Raw genomic sequence first — 18,868 nt, forward strand, 5'->3', positions numbered from 1 at the left:
TTTTAAATTTGATTATGATGACGCTTTTTGAAAGTCGCGAGCGGCAGCTACAAACCCTTCAAACAGAGGGTGACCATCGCGTGGTGTTGACGTGAACTCAGGGTGGAACTGAGCCGCAATAAACCAAGGGTGATCTTTGTTTTCAATAATTTCGACCAGTTTTTTATCTTCTGATAAACCAGTGAAAGCAAGGCCCGCTTGCTCTAAACGCTCAACGTAGTTGTTATTTACTTCATAACGGTGACGATGACGTTCAACAATCTCAGCTGAACCGTAAACCTGATGTACTTTTGAGCCTTCAGTTAAATGACATAACTGTGAACCCAAACGCATTGTGCCACCTAAATCAGACTCTTCATCACGTTGCTCAACATTACCTTCTGCATCAAGCCACTCAGTAATTAAACCAACAACTGGGTGTGGGCTTGCTGCATCAAATTCAGTTGAATTTGCACCTTCAAGACCTGCCACGTTACGCGCATATTCAATAAGTGCTACTTGCATCCCTAAACAAATACCTAAGTAAGGCACTTTGTTTTCACGGGCATATTTAGCAGCAGCAATTTTACCTTCAACACCACGATGGCCAAAACCACCTGGAACTAAAATAGCGTCTAAACCAGAAAGAATTTCAGCACCTTTGCTTTCAACATCTTGTGAATCAACGTATTGAATATTGACTGTGACACGATTTTTAAGGCCAGCATGCTTTAACGCTTCGTTAACTGATTTATAAGCATCTGGTAATTCAATGTATTTACCAACCATACCAATAGTCACTTCACTCGTTGGGTTAGACTCTTGATACAGCACCTGCTCCCACTCGGCCAAATTCGCTTCTGGGCAATTTAGGTAAAAACGACGACAAACCAAATCATCTAAACCCTGATTTTTTAAAATCGATGGAATTTGGTAAATACTTGATACGTCTTTAAGCGAAATAACTGCTTTTTCTTCTACGTTAGTAAATAATGCAATTTTTGCACGTTCATTAGCCGGAATTGCACGATCTGAACGACAAACTAACACATCTGGCTGAATACCAATTGAGCGAAGCTCTTTTACAGAGTGTTGAGTTGGTTTTGTTTTTAGCTCACCTGCAGCACCTAAGTGCGGCACTAAAGTTAAGTGCATATAAAGTGCGGCTTCACGACCAAGCTCTGTACCTAACTGACGAATAGCTTCTAAAAACGGGAGTGATTCGATATCACCCACGGTACCACCGACTTCAACAATCGCGATTTCACACCCTTCTGCACCTTCAAGTACACGGCGTTTAATATCATTGGTGATATGTGGGATCACTTGGATCGTGGCACCTAAAAATTCACCGCGACGTTCACGACGCAGTACATCTTCAAATACACGACCTTGTGTGAAGTTGTTTTTCTTAGTCATTTTAGTGCGAATAAAACGCTCATAATGACCTAAATCCAGATCTGTCTCTGCACCGTCTTCTGTGACGAATACTTCACCGTGTTGGATTGGGCTCATCGTGCCTGGGTCAACGTTGATGTATGGATCGAGCTTTAGCATGGTGACTTTTAAACCACGTGCCTCTAAGATAGCGGCCAATGAAGCTGCGGCAATACCTTTACCCAAGGAGGATACAACACCACCCGTTACGAAGATAAATTTTGTACTCATGCGAACCCTAAGATGTCAGGAATTAAAATGGAATATATAAGAAACAAGACGGGAAAGAATTATACTAAAAAGTGCCCTGACACTCAAATAATTTAGCAAAAACTGCCCAACTATTTTCAGCCAACACCCCGTAGTATAACGCGCTAAACCAATAAAAACGTTAACTTTGTGTTAAATTAAACCGTTTAACTTGCTCCCAAGCCTCATCCATTTGCGCTAAAGTTGCAACATCAAGGGTAAGCCCTTGTTTGATTAAAACAGCTTCAACCTGTTCAAATCGTAGACAAAATTTTCTATTGGCACTGCGCAATAATTGTTCAGGTTCATGTTTACCATGACGTGCAACATTGACTACAGCAAATAATAAGTCACCAAGCTCTTCAGCCGTTTTATCTGAATAAGGATCATCGTTAATTTCAACAGCCACTTCATCGACTTCTTCTTGCACTTTGTCAAACGCGCCACTGATTTGTGGCCAATCAAACCCTAAACCCGCCACCTTTTGCTGAATTTTATATGCGCGGCTAAGCGCAGGTAAATTGTTGGGGATCGCTGAAAACAGTGACGTATCAGCAGAAGAGTGATTTTGCTCACTTTGCCGTTCTTGCGCTTTAATCGCCTGCCATTGCTGTGCTAATTGTGCATCATCAAGCTCTATTTTATGTTCAAATACATGAGGGTGACGGCGAATTAATTTTTCATTGAGTGTTGAGACAACGTCATTAAAATCAAAAAGCTGTTGCTCTTTTGCTATTTGGGAATAAAAGATCACCTGAAACAATAAATCGCCAAGTTCACTTTTTAAACCCGCTAAGTCACCTTGCTCAATCGCATCAGCTACTTCATAGGCTTCATCAAGCGTATGGGGCACGATAGACTCAAATGTTTGTTTAATATCCCAAGGACAACCTGTTTGTGGATCGCGCAATTGCTGCATTATTTCCAACAATTGCGTGATGGCTGATTTAGTCATGGTTTACCTTAATTAGAACGCTGCGCTTCATACACACCTTCAATTTGCGCAATTTTACCCAATACGCGATTCATGGTTTCGATATCTGCCACTTCTAATTTCATTTCAAAAATAGCCAGTTGCTGCTCTGACAATGTCCGGACATTCATATTTTGTACGTTAATACGCTCGTTGGCTAAAACACCACTAATGTCACGAATTAAACCAGGGCGATCATTGGCTTCAATGCGCACAGTGAGCGTGTAAATGTTGCTCACATCTGCCGCCCAACTTACCGCAATAACGCGTTCTGGATGACTCTTTTTTAATACTTCGTATTGATCACAATCAGCGCGATGCACACCAATACCTCGGCCTTGGGTGATGTAACCGCCAATTAGCTCGCCAGGCACGGGCTGGCAACAGCCAGCAACATGGCTCATTAAACTACCAACACCATCAACAACAATGCCGTTTTTATCCCCTTTTTTATTAACTGGGCGGCTGTACCGTTTAAATTTAGGCTCATCATCAATGGCTTGATTACTTTGTAAATAATTCAGCAATTGATTTAACCGGATATCCCCCGCACCGACTGCCACCAGCAAATCATCAATATGGTTAAAGTTATATTTTGCCAAGACCTCTTTTAAGTCTTTATTGGTCAACGATAACTTTGTTAATTCGTTATCGATTATCTCTTTGCCCGCTTGAAGATTTTTATCGCGATCGAGTTGTTTAAACCAATGATGAATTTTGGCGCGTGCCCGTGACGATTTCACATAACCGAGTGATGGGTTAAGCCAATCTCGACTGGGGTTCGGCTCTTTTTGCGTTAAAATTTCAACTTGATCACCGGTACTCAATTGATGCGTAAAAGGCACAATTTTGCCAAACACTTTGGCGCCAATACAACGATGGCCTACGTTTGAGTGAATGTAATAAGCAAAATCAAGCGGCGTCGCACCAAGAGGTAAATCAATAATGTCACCACGCGGGGTAAAGACGTATACCCTGTCTTCAATCACTTGGTTTTTTAATTCTTCCGCGATTTCAGTGCCATCACTGACTTCTTCTTGCCACTGCAATATTTTGCGTAGCCAATTGATTTTTTGCTCGTAACCCGAATTCCGACCTGGTAACGAACCTTCTTTGTATAGCCAATGTGCAGCGACACCAAGTTCTGCATCTTGATGCATTTCATGGGTGCGAATTTGAATTTCGACTGTTTTGCCTTCTGGGCCTAACACCACGGTATGAATGGATTGGTAACCGTTGGTTTTTGGCGTCGCGATATAATCATCAAACTCTTTATTAAGATGACGCCAATTGGTATGCACTATGCCAAGCGCTGCGTAACAGTCTTGAATTTTATCAACCACAACTCGCAAGGCGCGAATATCAAACAGTTGATCAAACTCATAGTTTTTCTTATACATCTTTTTATAGATGCTATAGATATGCTTCGGACGACCATAAACTTGCGCGCTAATTCCCGCTTCGGCCAGTTTATCTTCTATCACTTTGACCATATTGACCACGTAACTTTCACGGTCTAGGCGCTTATCTTCTAATAACTTGGCAATTTTTTTGTAGGTATCTGGGTGTAAATAGCGAAATGAAAGGTCTTCAAGTTCCCACTTTAATTGACCAATCCCCAAGCGATTGGCTAAAGGGGCAAAAATATTGGCGGTTTCTTTGGCTGCAATGACACGCTCTTCTTCCGTCGCATTTTTCACTGCACGTAAATGGCACACTTGCTGGGCAAGTTTAATCACCACAGCACGCACATCTTCAACCATTGCAAGTAGCATACGACGAATATTGTCAATTTGAACTGATTCTTTATCCTGATACGCGAGCATGCTGATGGTGGCCATTTGCACCACACCGCTTAATAAAATCGCGACCGATTTGCCAAGCTTTTTTTCAACCGTATCAAGATCTAATACATTTTCTAAAAAGAAAGGCGTTAAATAAGCGGTTGCTAACGTGTCATCATCTAAATTCAACTCGGCTAAAATCTCAACCATTTCACGAGCGGTCGCAAAAGGCAGATTTTCATCAAGCGCAGCACAAAACTCGATAGCGTCGTGTAACTTTTTACTTTTTTCAGGCGCTAAATCTAAGTGGTCAAGCCACGCTTGTTGACTTGCCTGATTGACATTTAAATGAGACTTACGTATCGAAACCATGCTCACTACCCCTTAACAAACAAGACCATCGTTTCGATATGACCTGTGTGTGGAAACATATTCATTAGTGCGATTTTATCAAGTGCGAACCCTGCCTGCGTAATCAACTGGCTATCACGAGCGAGCGTCACAGGATCACATGAAACATATAAAATGCGTTTAAACCGTTTAAGTTTTAGTTGTTGTAGAATTTCAAAAGCGCCAGTGCGCGAAGGATCAAGTACTAAAACATCATAATGTTCGCTAAACCAAGCTTGGCTTGCCATCTCTTGATTTAAGTCTTGGCAATAAAATCGAGTATTTGAAAGCTGATTTAAAGCACTATTATGCTGTGCCATTTGTACCGAAGATTCAACGCCTTCAACCCCAACAACCGCCTGCGCTTTGGTTGCCATAACTAAACTGAAGTTACCTATCCCACAGAATAAGTCCAGCACTTTTTCATTTTTATCAAGCGCTAACCAATTGATTGCTTGAGATAACATGTGCTGATTAACCTCAGCATTGACTTGAATAAAGTTATTCAAACCAAATTCAAATCGAAGCGACTGCTCACTTAATTGATAGCTCGGTAGTGCTAAGTCGTTTAATTCAAGCTCGCCCGCTTGGCCTTGTAACACTAACAACCACTGATGCGCTAAACATACCCGCTCAATTGCAGCGATATCACTTGCTGCTAAAGGAGCAATATGGCGTACCACTAAATATGCATGCTCAACCCCACAAAGCTGTAAATGAGTGATGGCTTGACCATTTTTTAACTGTGGTAATAAACTCGAAAATTCCCGAAACACCTGTTGATAACGGATATCAAGCACATCACATTGACTAATATCAACAATTTTCTTTGACCCTTTTTGCCTAAACCCCACATTAAAACTGCGTTTTGCTTTATCGTAAAATACCGCAATGCGAGCACTGCGACGGTAATGCAAAGGCGCAGACTCTATCGCAGGTTGCCAATTAAGCGCATCAATTTTGGCAAATTTACTAAACAGCTGTGTTAGCGCATGTTGCTTTTCAATCAATTGTTGTGACAGTTCAAGGTGTTGTAACGAACACCCGCCACACTGATTAAAGTGAACACAAAACGGTTTGACGCGATGCGGGCTTGCTTTGAGCACTTTAACTGTGGTTAAACGCTCAAATTTAGCTTTACTTTGCTCAGGTAATGCCAGCACGGTTTCGCCTGTTAGCGCCCCTTCGATAAAACACACTTTATTTTTTTCACGGCTGACGCCCACACCTTCATGGTCGAGTGAGTCAATGGTTATTTCACGTTTTGTCTTAGTTTGAGTGGCTTTTTGAGGTTTAAAAAACTGCGCCATAAAGTGCCTTTCATATTGATAAAGCGAGAGTTTAGCTTTACTCTTCGAAGATTAATTAATTGTAACCAAATGCTGTTTATGACCAAATTAGGCTTAAGAGATTGGATTTTAGTATTAGCCTCAGTACCAACCTTGATCATAGGGTTACTGCTTGGTGGTTATTTTACACTAAATCGTTATTTGGATCTGAATGATTTTCTGATTGACCAAGGGGTCACCATTATTGAGCCCTTAGCGATTGCATCAGAGCAACCATTAGCAGAGCGAAATAAAAAACAATTAAATCGTTTGGTGAGCCAAAGCCATAATAAACACGCTCCATTAATTAAAAGCATTGCAATTTTTGATGAGAATAAACAGCTCCTCATTACCAGTAATTACCATAAAGACTTTCATTTACTCTCTCCTATTGGTGTCATGCCAAACCAAGGCTTAATCAGTAAACAAACCGATAATCTCTTAATTTTATTGCTCCCAATTTTAGATCATAACAATTTAGATAGCGGCTTGCTGCTCACCGCAGAGCAAACACTGCTTGGTTATATCGTACTTGAACTGAATCAAAATCAAGCATTGGTTGGCCAGCAAAAAGCATTGCTTATAAGTGGCTTTATCATCTTAGTCGCTTTTTTTATTAGCATTATGATGGCACTAAGATTTAGTAAAGTATTTTTAACTCCAATGAGCCGGCTTTTATTTGCTATTGATAAACTCAAAGAAGGCGACCAAGACACCTCTATAAATGAGCCTATGAAAGGTGAATTTGAATTGTTACGCCAAGGTTTAAATAGCATTGCAAATAATATGGCGCTGCAAAAAGATGAAATGCAAAAGCATATTGATCAGGCCATCAGCGACTACCGCGAAACGCTAGAGCAATACGAAACCCAAAATATTCAGCTCAATATCGCTAAAAAAGACGCTCAAGATGCTAATCGAGTCAAATCTGACTTTTTAGCTAAAATGAGTCACGAATTACGGACACCGCTCAACGGTGTGGTTGGATTTACCCGCCAACTTTATAAAACGCCTCTAAATAAGCATCAGAAAGATTACCTCGATACCATTGAGCTTTCAGCTAATAGCTTGCTGGCAATCATTAATGATATTTTAGACTTTTCAAAGCTAGAAGCAGGCGCCATGGAGTTAGAAAGCATTCACTTTCAACTGCGCGATACAGTAAATGAAGTATTAACACTGCTTGCCCCTTCAGCACATGACAAAAACCTTGAGCTTTCAATTAATATTCATACCAATGTGCCTGACAACCTGATTGGCGACCCAACACGCTTTAAACAAATTCTGATTAACCTTACCAGTAATGCAATTAAATTCACCGAGTCGGGCCATGTTTTAATTGATGTTGACTGTCGCCATTATGCCAATCAACGCATCTCGATTTTTGTTGCGATTAACGACAGCGGTATTGGAATTAGTGCTAATAAACAAGATGCGTTGTTTTCAGCCTTTGGCCAAGCAGATTCGAGTATCACCCGTAAATTTGGCGGCACAGGTTTAGGTTTAATTATTACAAAGCATCTCGTCGAAGCCATGGGCGGTCATATTTCATTAAATTCAGCGGTTGGTAAAGGTAGCTGCTTTACCTTTAATGCTTTTTTTGAACAACCAAAACGTCATTACAGTGATAATTTACCCACGACATCGCTTGAACAAAAACGCGTGCTGTATTTTGAAACCCACCACCATACTCATGAAGCAACCTTATCACTACTGCAAAGCTGGAGTATGCATGTAACACCTTGTTTAAGTTTGGCTGAGTTAGAACAAGCACTCTCGGGGGAGTTTAGCTTTGACATTGCTATTTTGGGTCACGCTTCATCACTTGATAATATGAGTGAAATAAAATCACTCGTGAACCGGGTACGCCCACAATGTGATTATTTATATTTAATGGTTAATACCGTATCACATAACATGCGCGAAGCATTTATTGGCACCGGTGCCGATGCGTGCTTAAGCAAACCCCTTAACCATCGTAAACTCTGCGAAAGCCTTGCGGCCCCCTACCGTCTTGATCACCCGACCATTCAGACACCTGAGCAAACGCAGCGAATTTTACCGATTAAAGTCCTTGTGGTCGATGATAACGACGCCAACTTGAAGCTAATGTGCACCTTGCTGGCCGAACAAATAGAGTTTATTGATACCGCACACAATGGCTCACAAGCACTTAGCTTGGCTAAAACACATAAATACGATTTAATTTTTTTAGACATTCAAATGCCAATAATGGATGGTGTTACAGCATGCAAACTGATCATTGAATCTTCAATCAATGAATCAACCCCAATTATTGCTGTGACGGCACACGCGTTAGCTGGCGAAAAAGAAAACCTACTTAAAGTGGGCTTTAAAAATTACCTCACCAAGCCCCTTGACGAAGAGGTGTTGCGGCAAACCATTTTTGAATACAGCCCTGACTTTGGTAAGAGCAAAACACTGATAGCTCCACCAACTGAGAGTAAACCTGCGATCCCACCTTTTGAAAGTACGCGAATTGATTGGCCACTTGCCATCCAACGTGCTGGCGGAAAAGTAGAGCTCGCCCATGAGATGCTTAATATGCTGTTATTAAGTGTGCCAGAAACATTGGCAGAACTCAGAGAAGCAAACGAACTTGAAGATAAAGAGCGGGTGCTTAATATCGTGCATAAATTTCATGGTGCATGTTGTTACACTGGAGTACCTAAACTAAAACAACTAGCCGAGACCATCGAGACCGCTTTAAAACAAGATCAAAGCCTTAGCCATATTGAGCCTGAATTGTTTGAGCTTGAGGATGAACTGGTCAATTTAATGATTGATGCCGAAGCTAAAAGCGTCAGTTCGGCATAATCTCAGCTCTTGTAGCCCCTAAAAAGGATGTGGACTAGTAAAGGTCAGCGTTTTTGCGCTATACGGGTGAATAATACTGAGCATGGTGGCATGCAAACATAATCGTGGTCGTGCTTTGACTATGGTTTCATCACCATAAAAGTCATCGCCTAAAATTGGATGGCCTAAATGCAGCATATGTACTCGTAATTGATGAGTGCGGCCAGTTTCAAGTGCTAACTCAACTAAACTACTATCTGGTCGTTGTTCTAATACCTGATAATGACTAATTGCCGACTTACCTAACGGACTTACTTTTTGATACGGTGGATTGTCTTTATCTGCCATTAAAGGCGCTAAAATACTGCCATTTTTCTCAGCTAAATGTCCTGCCACCTCTGCGATATACACCTTTTTATTTTGTCGGTCTTGAAACTGAGTTTTAAGGTGCGATTCCGCTTTTTTAGAGCGCGCAAACACCATAATTCCTGAAGTAGCACAATCGAGCCGATGCACTAATAAGGTGTCGGGATATTCTTGCTGCAGTCGTGTTAAAGCGCAATCAAACGTATGTGCCGCACGTCCAGGGTTCGATAACAATCCCGATTGCTTATCAATCACGATAATATCTTTATCTACATGGACAATATTAAGCCAAGGATCTGTCGGGGGGTGATACTCAAAAATTTGCATAAACGCTCCTATTACGGCGCAATTCTAACAAACCTAAGCGTAATTGGCAGTAACGCTGTGCAATTGTAATGAAACTTCATGTTAAAAAGAGCCTAAACTAAGGCTCTTGATTTAAAAATGCCTACACTGCTGTTTCGTTATTAAATTTTAACCGTTCCACAATACGATAAATCGCAGGCAAGACTAATAACGTCAATAAGGTTGAGCTCACAATGCCACCAATCACCACCGTTGCTAACGGGCGTTGAATTTCAGCACCCGTGCCAATATTAAAGGCCATAGGTATAAATCCCAAACTTGCGACTAAGGCAGTCATCAGTACAGGGCGCAAACGTGACATAGCCCCCGACATGATTGCCTCATCAAGCGCTTGGCCTTGATGTTGTAATTGGCGAATAAAGCTTACCATCACTATCCCATTGAGCACGGCAATACCACATAACGCGATAAAACCCACTGCAGCTGAAATAGAGAGCGGCATGCCACGCAATACAAGCGCAAACACCCCACCACACAAAGCAAATGGCACACCACTAAACACCACTAAGGTATCGCGCCAATTATTTAACGCGCTGTAAAGCAGCACTAAAATTAATAATAACGTCAGTGGCACTACCAAGGTCAAACGCGCTGTTGCCGATTGTAGTTGCTTAAACGTACCACCATAATCAAGCCAATAACCCGATGGTAACGAAACTGCGGTTATTTGTTGTTGAATATCAGCAATAACAGAGCCTAAATCTCGACCACTGACATTGGCGGTGATCACGACATTTCGTTTACCACTTTCACGGTTAATTTGATTTGGGCCTATTTGCTCAGTCACACTTGCTACCTCAACCAAAGGCACATAGGTCAATTCACCTTGCCCCTCATTTACTAAAGCAATCGGGATTCGTCCAAGCGCTGCAATGTCCCCTCGTTGATTTTCAGGTAACCGTACCACTAAATTAAATCGTTTATCACCTTCAAATATAACGCCAACTTGTTGACCACCCACGGCATGTTGTAATACTTGCTGCAAAGTTGCACTATCCATTCCCGCAAGTGCTAATTGCTCTAAGCGTGGAGTGATTGAAATAACCGGCAAACCTGCAGCTTGCTCCATAGCCACATCCATAGTACCGGGTACACGCTTGATCACTTGGCTAAGTTGTTGGCCAATTTGCTGCAACGTATCTAGATCATCACCATAAACACGCACAGCGATATCACTGCGCACTCCAGCAATCAATTCGTTAAAACGCATTTCAATTGGCTGAGTAAACTCATAATTATTACCGGGTAATAGCATTACTTTGTCACGAATTAAATCCACTAGTTGGTCGCGACTGAGTAAAGGGTCTGGCCACTGCGAGCGTGGTTTTAACATGATAAAGGTATCGGCAACATTTGGCGGCATCGGGTCGGTTGCAACCTCTGGCGTGCCAATTTTTGAAAACACCCGCAGGACTTGAGGTAGCATGATAATTTCTTGCTCGATCAATTGCTGCATTGCAACTGATTGGCTCAAGCTGGTACCTGGGATCCGCATGGCATGCATTGCCACATCTCCCTCATCGAGCTTGGGTAAAAATTCAGTTCCCATCTGTTTGGCTTGCCAAAACGCACTCATTAATACCACTAACGCAAGCAACGTGACCATCAAAGATTTGCGTAGTGCGGTTGTTAATAAAGGCTGGTAAATGCTGCGCAACACCCGCATTAATTTATTTTCATGCTCGCTAATTGGCCCTTTAACAAACAAGGCAATAGCCGCAGGAACAAACGTCATAGCAAGAATAAGCGCCCCAAAAAGGGCAGCTATAACGGTAAATGCCATCGGCTGAAACATTTTGCCTTCAACACCATCGAGTGCAAAAATTGGTACATAAACCAGCATAATAATGCCCACGCCAAACAACGCTGGGGTCATCACCGCTTTTGTTGCCGCAAACACAACGCCTAAACGTTCCTTCAGCGCTAACAGCCGACCTCGTTGTTGTTGAGCGATAGCCAGTTGGCGCAAGCAGTTTTCAACCACAATCACCGAACCATCGACAATCAAGCCAAAATCTATTGCCCCTAAACTCATTAAATTTCCGCTCACTTTATTGGCAGCCATACTACTCAGTGCAAACAGCATGCTTAAAGGGATCACGAATGCCGTAATAATGGCAGCGCGAATATTGCCTAAAAATAACAATAAGATAATCACCACCAGCAACGCACCTTCAAACAGGTTAGTGCGCACCGTCGCAATAGTTTTATCCACCAACGTAGTGCGGTTGTAATTAACCTGCACCAATACACCTTTTGGTAAGCGGGTATTAATAATGCTCAACTGCTTTGCCACATCGTGAGCTACAGTGCGACTATTTTCACCCAGCAACATCATTACTGTGCCCAATACCACTTCTTGGCCATTTTCAGTTGCCGCACCCGCACGAAACTCTTTACCAATCACCACATCGGCAACATCCTTAATACGGATCATCGCACTGTCTTGTGAGCGAATAACTACATTTTCGATATCCTGTAAATGAGTTAATTGCCCAACTGAACGGATAAGCCATTGCTCACCATTTTGTTCAATTAACCCAGCACCGACATTGCTATTGTTGCGACTAAGTGAAGCTGCTAATTGCTCAAAGGTCAGTTTCATGGCCAATAATTTAAGTGGGTCAGGGATCACCTGATATTGGCGCACAAACCCACCAATAGTATTGATTTCAGTCACTCCTTTAACTTTAAGCAATTGTGGTTTAATCACCCAATCTTGCAAAGTTCGCAAGTCCTCAGCGCTATACACGCTACCATCTGCTTTTTGTGCATTTGGCAACGCAATGACTGAATAGGAAAAGATTTCCCCCAACCCTGACACAATTGGCCCCATCTGCGGCTCAATCCCCACAGGAAGCTCTGCACGAGCAAGCTGTAACCGCTCAGAAACAAGTTGTCGCGCCCAATAAATGTCAGTTCCTTCTTTAAAAATCACCGTCACTTGCGATAAACCAAAGCGTGACAAAGAGCGGGTATAAGCCAGCTGAGGCAAACCGGCCATAGCCGTTTCTATGGCATAAGTCACTCGCTGCTCTGTTTCAAGAGGTGAATAACCATCACTTTGTGTATTAATTTGAACTTGAACATTGGTGATATCAGGCACTGCATCAATAGGAAGCGTTGTAGCCTTCCAAAAAGCAAACATCCCGAATAAAAGAGTTAAAAATATAACGCGCCAAGGCTTTGCCAAACAGGCTTTTAAGAGCATATCTATCATAATCTGCTCCTAATGCGAATGACTGGCGTTGGCTTTCATCAGGTCGGCTTTTAAGACAAAACTATTGCCACTGGCATAACGCTCACCCACCACAAGGCCCGATAAAACCTCTACATTATGATCATCTGCCAAGCCCAATTGCACAGGCTTTACAATAAAATCATTGCCTTCACGCACAAATACCACCGCTTGACTTTCAACTTGCTGCACAGCATTTTTCGCGATCACCACTTTAACTTGTTTATTCAAAACAATCACTTGCGCTTTGACATGTGCCCCTGGGCGCCATACACCACTCTTGTTGGGCAACACAGCATGAACTTGTGCTACGTGCTGAGCATTCATCTGTGGGGAAAGATAGTTAATGTGAGTCAAGATAGCATTATGATCGTGCAAATCACGAACTTGTACGGTTTGGTTGAGCTTTAGTTGCTCTAAATCAGCGCTAAAAGCCGACATTTTCAGCCTCACGGTTGATAAGTCTGAAATTTCAAACAGTGGCTGATCACTAATGCGCTCCCCTAACCTCACATATTTATGGCTAATTTCACCACTTGCAGGAGCAACAACATCATAACGATTTAAACTGGCCGTATTATAAATAGTTGCAAGCACTTGGCCTTTTAGCACCAAATCACCCACCTTGACCTTTAAGGCTTCAACTAATCCCTCATAGGGGGCGCTTACTAAAAATTGTTGCTCTGGTATAGCGGTAATTTCACCAAAAAGTTGCAAGGTTTGTTTGATGGTTTCTGGCGCAATAAGCGAGATATTTATCTTTGCTTTTTTGACCATTTCATCACTTATCACCAGACGGTCATTATGGCTGTCAGAAGCCTCATCGCTATGTTCTAACGCTGAGTTTGCTGATACGCTATGTTGATGAACTTGCGAAGCACCAAGGTACTCCAAACTAGCCGCCAGCACTTCCCCTTGCAATAGCAAAACACAACACAGCATCAAGCCACTTAAGACTAATCGTGCTTTTATACCCAATAATTTCATTGCCTGATCTCCAACGAGTTAACACTCAAAAAAGACCCAGATAAGAAGTTTTGTAGAACAGTTGTAAATAAAAAAACACAATTGCCCAAAGCGGCAAGCAAACTCGTTTCGGTAGGCACATGTTGCCCACCAAATAAAAATGTCATAGACATGGCTATGCTCCAATAAAATTAATTTAAAGAGTGATTTAAAACCTGATTTAAATTGAACTTTATTTAAGCGTTTGGCGGTGGAACAGGTGGGCTATAGCTCATTGGCAACCATGAAAACAGAGTACTAATAATGGCTGTATCTAATATAGGAGAAGCTGAAAAATGATACACATTGGTTATGTGGCAAGTAACATGTGCATGAGGTGAATGATGCTCATCATCATTCTGGTCTGAGTTTTCAATATCTTGATGATGAGCTGCATGAGCAACAATGTCGTGACCCGCATTAGCATCTAGCATAGATAAAGAATGATTTTCAGCAGGCAAATGCATTACCAAACTTTCACAGGCAAAAGCAGTATGTGTTAGCATCACTATGGTTAATAACAAAAGTCTGATAAAAAATTTCGGCATGGATATCTCTAAGTAAGAACCCGCATCATAATACACAGCGATGACCAAGCTCAATCTAAAAATACCATTGCGTTGAACTTAATAAAGAAGATAACGAGGGATTACTTTAAACTTGAGATTAACGCTTCGAGTGTAGCTAAATCAAACGGTTTATGAAGATGATAATTTGCCCCACACCGATAAGCTCTATGGATATCACTTTGGGCGGTATTAGCCGTTATCACAATAATGGGTGTCATCAATTTTAGTGTTGTACGAATTTGGGTCATCGCATCAAATCCATCTAAAACCGGCATATTTAAATCCATGAAAATTAAATCAAATGATGTATCTTTAAGTAATTCCAACGCTGCTTGACCATGAGGCGCGATATGGCTCTGAAGGGCAAGTTTATGCAACGATTGTGATAACACCAAGGCATTTAAAGGGTTGTCCTCCACAATCAAACATGAGCGAATTTTTTTTGGTATTTGAAATGGCGCTACCAACGTCATCGGAACCGCTATCTGCAGCGTTGCCCCATCAAGGCTATTATCAACTAATAAAATTGTGCCTGACATCTGAGCTAGAATATATTGCACTCGCGCAAGGCCTGTTTGCATACCTTGAAAATGAGTGGTGTTATTAACATGATTATCTTCAATTAAATAAGGGAAACCATCACTAAAGCCGCGACCACTATCACTGATCATGACACGTAATATAGGTTCATTAGACGATTGCCAATGAGCCGTAACACTAATTGATCCCTCAACAGTAAATTTGATTGCATTGGTTAACAGCTCAATCATGATTTGGCAAAGTGCTTGATGATCACAATAAACTTTGACGTCTAACTCGGGGGCAACTGAAACATGTGAGCGTAATTGCAGTTCTTCACATTGCGCTTCAAAAGGTTCAATCGCTTTGATTAAAGTCTGTTTTAAATTACCAACCTCGGCACTGAGTTGCCATTGCCCACTTTGAAGGCTTTGCAACTGCGTTAAATCATCCACTAAGCTCACTATTTTTAAAGTACTTTCTTTAGCTTGTAGGAGAGTATCATTACCCGATTCTTTGGCTAGTGAGTCATCAATGGCAGCCATCACCACTTGTAAGGGCGTTCTAAATTCATGACTGGCTCTGGCAATAAAACGCTCTTTTAATTGGTAGCTCAGTTTCAATTGGCTTTTTTGTAACTCAACCTTTTGGATTGATTCAAACACTAGTTTTTCCATCGGTTGGAAAATAAATTTTAATTCAACTAGGAGCAAAACTAACGTAATTGACCAAAACAGTACTTCTATCCGTGAGATTAAATTTACTTTATCTACCGCAGCTTGCTCAAAGAGAGATACGGCTTGATTTAGCTGCTGCAATAAAAATGCAAGTTGTGTTGAATCAATCTGATAAACGCCAGTAAACGCCACAACGTTGTGCGATAAAATCCCCTCGACTTGTTGTCTAAAGTCCCAAACTCGGCGTTCAAGATCTATCGGGGGGTAAAAATAAAGCGCCTCGAGTTCTGGGGTTAAATAGTGGTAACGCCCTTGATCATTTTTTTCAGTCAGCAATTGATGATTTTCAACAAATGCTGTTAAGGAGCTTTGTAGCTGTTTTTTTTGGGTCTCGAAATGCTCTGATGCTAACGAGTTCTTTGCAGTGTTAGCTAAAGTTAATGCTTCTAGTGCTATTTTCTGTGAAAGCATCCGCTGTTGACCGGCAATATTAATAATATTACTGTCGGTTTTTTGCATAGATAATAAGTATTGCACCAACATTCCTGAGCAACTAACCATTAAGGCTATTGCAATCAAGGCTAAGCGATACCTCATCCTAATTGAATAAATAATCTTAAACATAGTCATCCCATTTTTGTGTCAAATAAGTTTAGCCCAAAAATAAAAATCGAACGTTTTACAGCCACATATTTATGGTATAAAAAATAAAAGCTTGAAAAACTAACTCATCGTCAATGAAAGGTGCACTTCATAATTGAATTTAAAACAACAAACCTCAAAAAGCTCACAATGAAGAGTTAAAAATTAGCACCGCATCACTTACACTGAATCACTAAAAATTAAGCCCAATGTAGTAAAACTAATTAAGGTGACAAGATGTACCAAGGAAGCTGTTTATGTGGTGAAGTAACGCTTAATATCACTGGCGCTATTTCTGATATTATTCATTGCCATTGTTCACTGTGTCGAAAATCTACCGGTTCGGCCTTTGCAACCAATGGCTTTGTGCAAACAAGCCAATTGGTGATCACCAAAGGCCATAACATGCTGCAATCTTTTGAATTACGCCCAGGTAAAAAACGCTTTTTTTGCCGTCAATGTGCCTCACCCGTCTACAGTAACAATGCAGCAGACCCTACTCGAGTGCGTTTGCGCTTAGGTATTTTAGACTGCGCTATTTCAGAACGCCCCATTTCTCATAACTTTGTCAGCTCAAAAGCAAATTGGGACAGCCTGGAATGTGATTTACCTCACTATGATGGCCATGAACCTTCACGCAATGGGACTAACAACAAAGGCAATTAGCAAAAAAGCGTTGATTAACGATCAACGCCTTTTTATTACCAAACCGGAGTCTAAATAAGATATTTACCAATAACGTGAATCTAATAACATTGCTTATACATACTTCTGCCACCATTGATATTAAGGATAACAAGGCTGCTAACCTTAAAAATAGCTACCTGATAAAAACTTATTTCGAGCATTCTGGCTACCTAAAAGTTAATTCAATTTAAAGCGTGCCACTGAACTGGTTAACTTTTCTGCCAATTCACTTGCAGCTTGGGCTTGCTGGCTATTATCTAAAGCTACCTGTTGGTTTTCAGTTGTTTGCTCGCATAATACAGCCAAATTTTGACTTATTTCAGATGCTACTTTGCTTTGCTCATCTGTTGCACTGGCTGTATTGGCGGCTGTTGTTGCTAATCGCTGTGCCGCTGCGCTAATTTTATCGAGTGATTTAAGCGTTTTTTCTGATAGCTCAACACTAATTTGTGTCGTTTCATTGCCTTGTGCAATTGAGCTAACCGCTTCACTGACACCTTGCTGCAGAGTTTCAATCATTTTTTGAATGCTTAGCGTTGATTGCTGCGTTTTACTCGCCAAGCTTCTTACCTCGTCAGCAACCACAGCAAAACCGCGTCCTTGCTCACCGGCACGAGCAGCTTCAATCGCAGCATTAAGAGCTAAGAGGTTAGTTTGATCAGCAATACCGCGAATGACATCAAGTACTGATGAGATATCTTTTGAGTTTTCAGATAGTTTCGAAATAACACTTGCCGCTTGATTAACTGTTTTTGACAAACCAGCGATCTCAGACACAGCAGTTCGCGTAATACGACTGCCTTCATTGGTTAGTTGATTTACTTGCTCAAGCTCATCCGCCGTAAGCTGGGCATTTTGTGCTACACCACCAATTGCATCACTGAGTTCATTGACCGCGACAACTATCGCTTCGACCGACCTAAGTTGCCCACCGCTCGTTTTCTGAATTCGTTTCGCGCCTTGAGTACACAATCCAATCCCTTTTGTCACATGATTTGATTGGCTAACAATTGATTGAATAAGCGAGGCTAACCCTGCAATTAACTCATCAAACTCATGGGCCAAATCTCCAATCTCGTCTTTTCGTTTTGAATTAATTCGCTTGGTTAAATCACCATCACCATTGTTTAAGCCTTTTATTTTATGAGATAAATCTTCTAAGGCATCAGCCATAGTTTTGGGCGCAATAATCCCCATCAAAAAAGTGAATAAAACAACCAAGGCACTTATCACGGTAATCCAAACTAAACTACGATCGACCGATTGTGTGGTATGCAAGCTGGTATTGGCGCTTATTTCATCTGCGATTTCTCCAGCTTGATTATAAAAGCTTCTTAATTGTTTAAAGCTTAAGCTCGATTGTTCCAGACTTAAACGGGTGGCGTTGTCTAAATCATTGTTATTAAGAGCGTCAAACACCTGCTGTGATGCTAACTTCCACAGTGAAAAGGCTGCTTCAAACTGAGCTATTTGCTGTTGTGCTTGAGGGTACTGCGCCATTAAGTCTTTATAGATATGCATGCGATCATAAGCTTGCTGGGCATTTTCTTCATAATCTTGGTAATACTGAGCATGTTTGCCATCACCAAAATGGAGCAATGCTTTAAGTTCAGCCTCTTTGGCCTGATATAAGTCTCGATCAGCATTAAGTACTGCTGAAATAGCAGGGTTATACACTTGTCCTAACTGCGTTAAACCGGCTTGTGTTTTTGCCACTAACAAATAATTGAGGGTGACGAGTACAACAAAAAAGGTCGCTATACTGCAAAAGGTAGCGGTGTATTTAATGCGTATTTTATTGATATCCATATTTATCCTAAAGAGAGCAAGCTTGAGAGACCT

The 18,868-nt window shown here is 41.4% G+C and carries 12 protein-coding genes; 2 read left to right on the forward strand and 10 right to left on the reverse strand.

The genetic code is table 11. The features are described 5' to 3' along the window. Nucleotides 1-12 precede the first annotated feature (12 nt). The 4 genes from pyrG to rlmD all read right to left on the reverse strand — a co-directional run bounded on the left by pyrG (nucleotide 13) and on the right by rlmD (nucleotide 6,122). Nucleotides 13-1,647, reverse strand: a complete 1,635-nt coding sequence (gene pyrG, locus AC3KZC_RS12325; RefSeq protein ID WP_490578486.1) for a CTP synthase — start codon at nucleotides 1,645-1,647, stop codon at nucleotides 13-15. Nucleotides 1,648-1,807: 160 nt separating this feature from the next. Further along, nucleotides 1,808-2,620: a nucleoside triphosphate pyrophosphohydrolase gene (gene mazG, locus AC3KZC_RS12330; RefSeq protein ID WP_490578485.1), complete on the reverse strand. Its 813-nt coding sequence runs from the start codon at nucleotides 2,618-2,620 to the stop codon at nucleotides 1,808-1,810. Between the two features lie 8 nt (nucleotides 2,621-2,628). Next, nucleotides 2,629-4,794, reverse strand: a complete 2,166-nt coding sequence (relA, locus tag AC3KZC_RS12335) for a GTP diphosphokinase (RefSeq protein WP_490578484.1) — start codon at nucleotides 4,792-4,794, stop codon at nucleotides 2,629-2,631. Nucleotides 4,795-4,799: 5 nt separating this feature from the next. Beyond that, a complete protein-coding gene (rlmD, locus tag AC3KZC_RS12340; protein ID WP_490578483.1) occupies nucleotides 4,800-6,122 on the reverse strand; it encodes a 23S rRNA (uracil(1939)-C(5))-methyltransferase RlmD in 1,323 nt (440 codons plus the stop codon). A gap of 78 nt (nucleotides 6,123-6,200) precedes the next feature. Between rlmD and barA the strand changes: the two genes are divergently transcribed. Beyond that, entirely contained in the window at nucleotides 6,201-8,978 is a 2,778-nt protein-coding gene (gene barA, locus AC3KZC_RS12345) for a two-component sensor histidine kinase BarA (protein ID WP_490578482.1), read from the forward strand. 18 nt (nucleotides 8,979-8,996) lie between these two features. Here the strand turns inward: barA and AC3KZC_RS12350 are convergent, their stop codons facing one another. The 5 genes from AC3KZC_RS12350 to AC3KZC_RS12370 all read right to left on the reverse strand — a co-directional run bounded on the left by AC3KZC_RS12350 (nucleotide 8,997) and on the right by AC3KZC_RS12370 (nucleotide 16,321). Further along, the gene (locus AC3KZC_RS12350) at nucleotides 8,997-9,650 is read right to left on the reverse strand and encodes an RluA family pseudouridine synthase (protein ID WP_490578481.1); all 654 of its coding nucleotides are present in this window, start codon (nucleotides 9,648-9,650) and stop codon (nucleotides 8,997-8,999) included. A gap of 121 nt (nucleotides 9,651-9,771) precedes the next feature. Further along, nucleotides 9,772-12,909 (reverse strand): efflux RND transporter permease subunit, encoded by a 3,138-nt coding sequence (locus AC3KZC_RS12355; protein ID WP_490578480.1) that lies wholly within the window; start codon nucleotides 12,907-12,909, stop codon nucleotides 9,772-9,774. 9 nt (nucleotides 12,910-12,918) lie between these two features. After that, a complete protein-coding gene (locus AC3KZC_RS12360) occupies nucleotides 12,919-13,914 on the reverse strand; it encodes an efflux RND transporter periplasmic adaptor subunit (RefSeq protein WP_490578479.1) in 996 nt (331 codons plus the stop codon). 215 nt (nucleotides 13,915-14,129) lie between these two features. Further along, nucleotides 14,130-14,480, reverse strand: coding sequence for a hypothetical protein (locus tag AC3KZC_RS12365; protein ID WP_490578478.1), 351 nt, complete (start codon nucleotides 14,478-14,480; stop codon nucleotides 14,130-14,132). Between the two features lie 101 nt (nucleotides 14,481-14,581). Further along, complete coding sequence (locus tag AC3KZC_RS12370; protein ID WP_490578477.1) at nucleotides 14,582-16,321, reverse strand: response regulator; 1,740 nt, start codon at nucleotides 16,319-16,321, stop codon at nucleotides 14,582-14,584. Nucleotides 16,322-16,576: 255 nt separating this feature from the next. On the opposite strand from AC3KZC_RS12370, the gene AC3KZC_RS12375 reads away from it, so the two are divergent. Further along, nucleotides 16,577-17,005: a GFA family protein gene (locus AC3KZC_RS12375; protein WP_490578476.1), complete on the forward strand. Its 429-nt coding sequence runs from the start codon at nucleotides 16,577-16,579 to the stop codon at nucleotides 17,003-17,005. A 198-nt stretch (nucleotides 17,006-17,203) separates the two neighbouring features. Here the strand turns inward: AC3KZC_RS12375 and AC3KZC_RS12380 are convergent, their stop codons facing one another. Continuing rightward, on the reverse strand, nucleotides 17,204-18,835 hold the full coding sequence (locus AC3KZC_RS12380) for a methyl-accepting chemotaxis protein (RefSeq protein WP_490578475.1): 1,632 nt from the start codon (nucleotides 18,833-18,835) through the stop codon (nucleotides 17,204-17,206). Between the last annotated feature and the right edge of the window lie 33 nt (nucleotides 18,836-18,868).

The sequence above is a fragment of the Pseudoalteromonas sp. J2K-J031 genome (assembly GCF_058197095.2).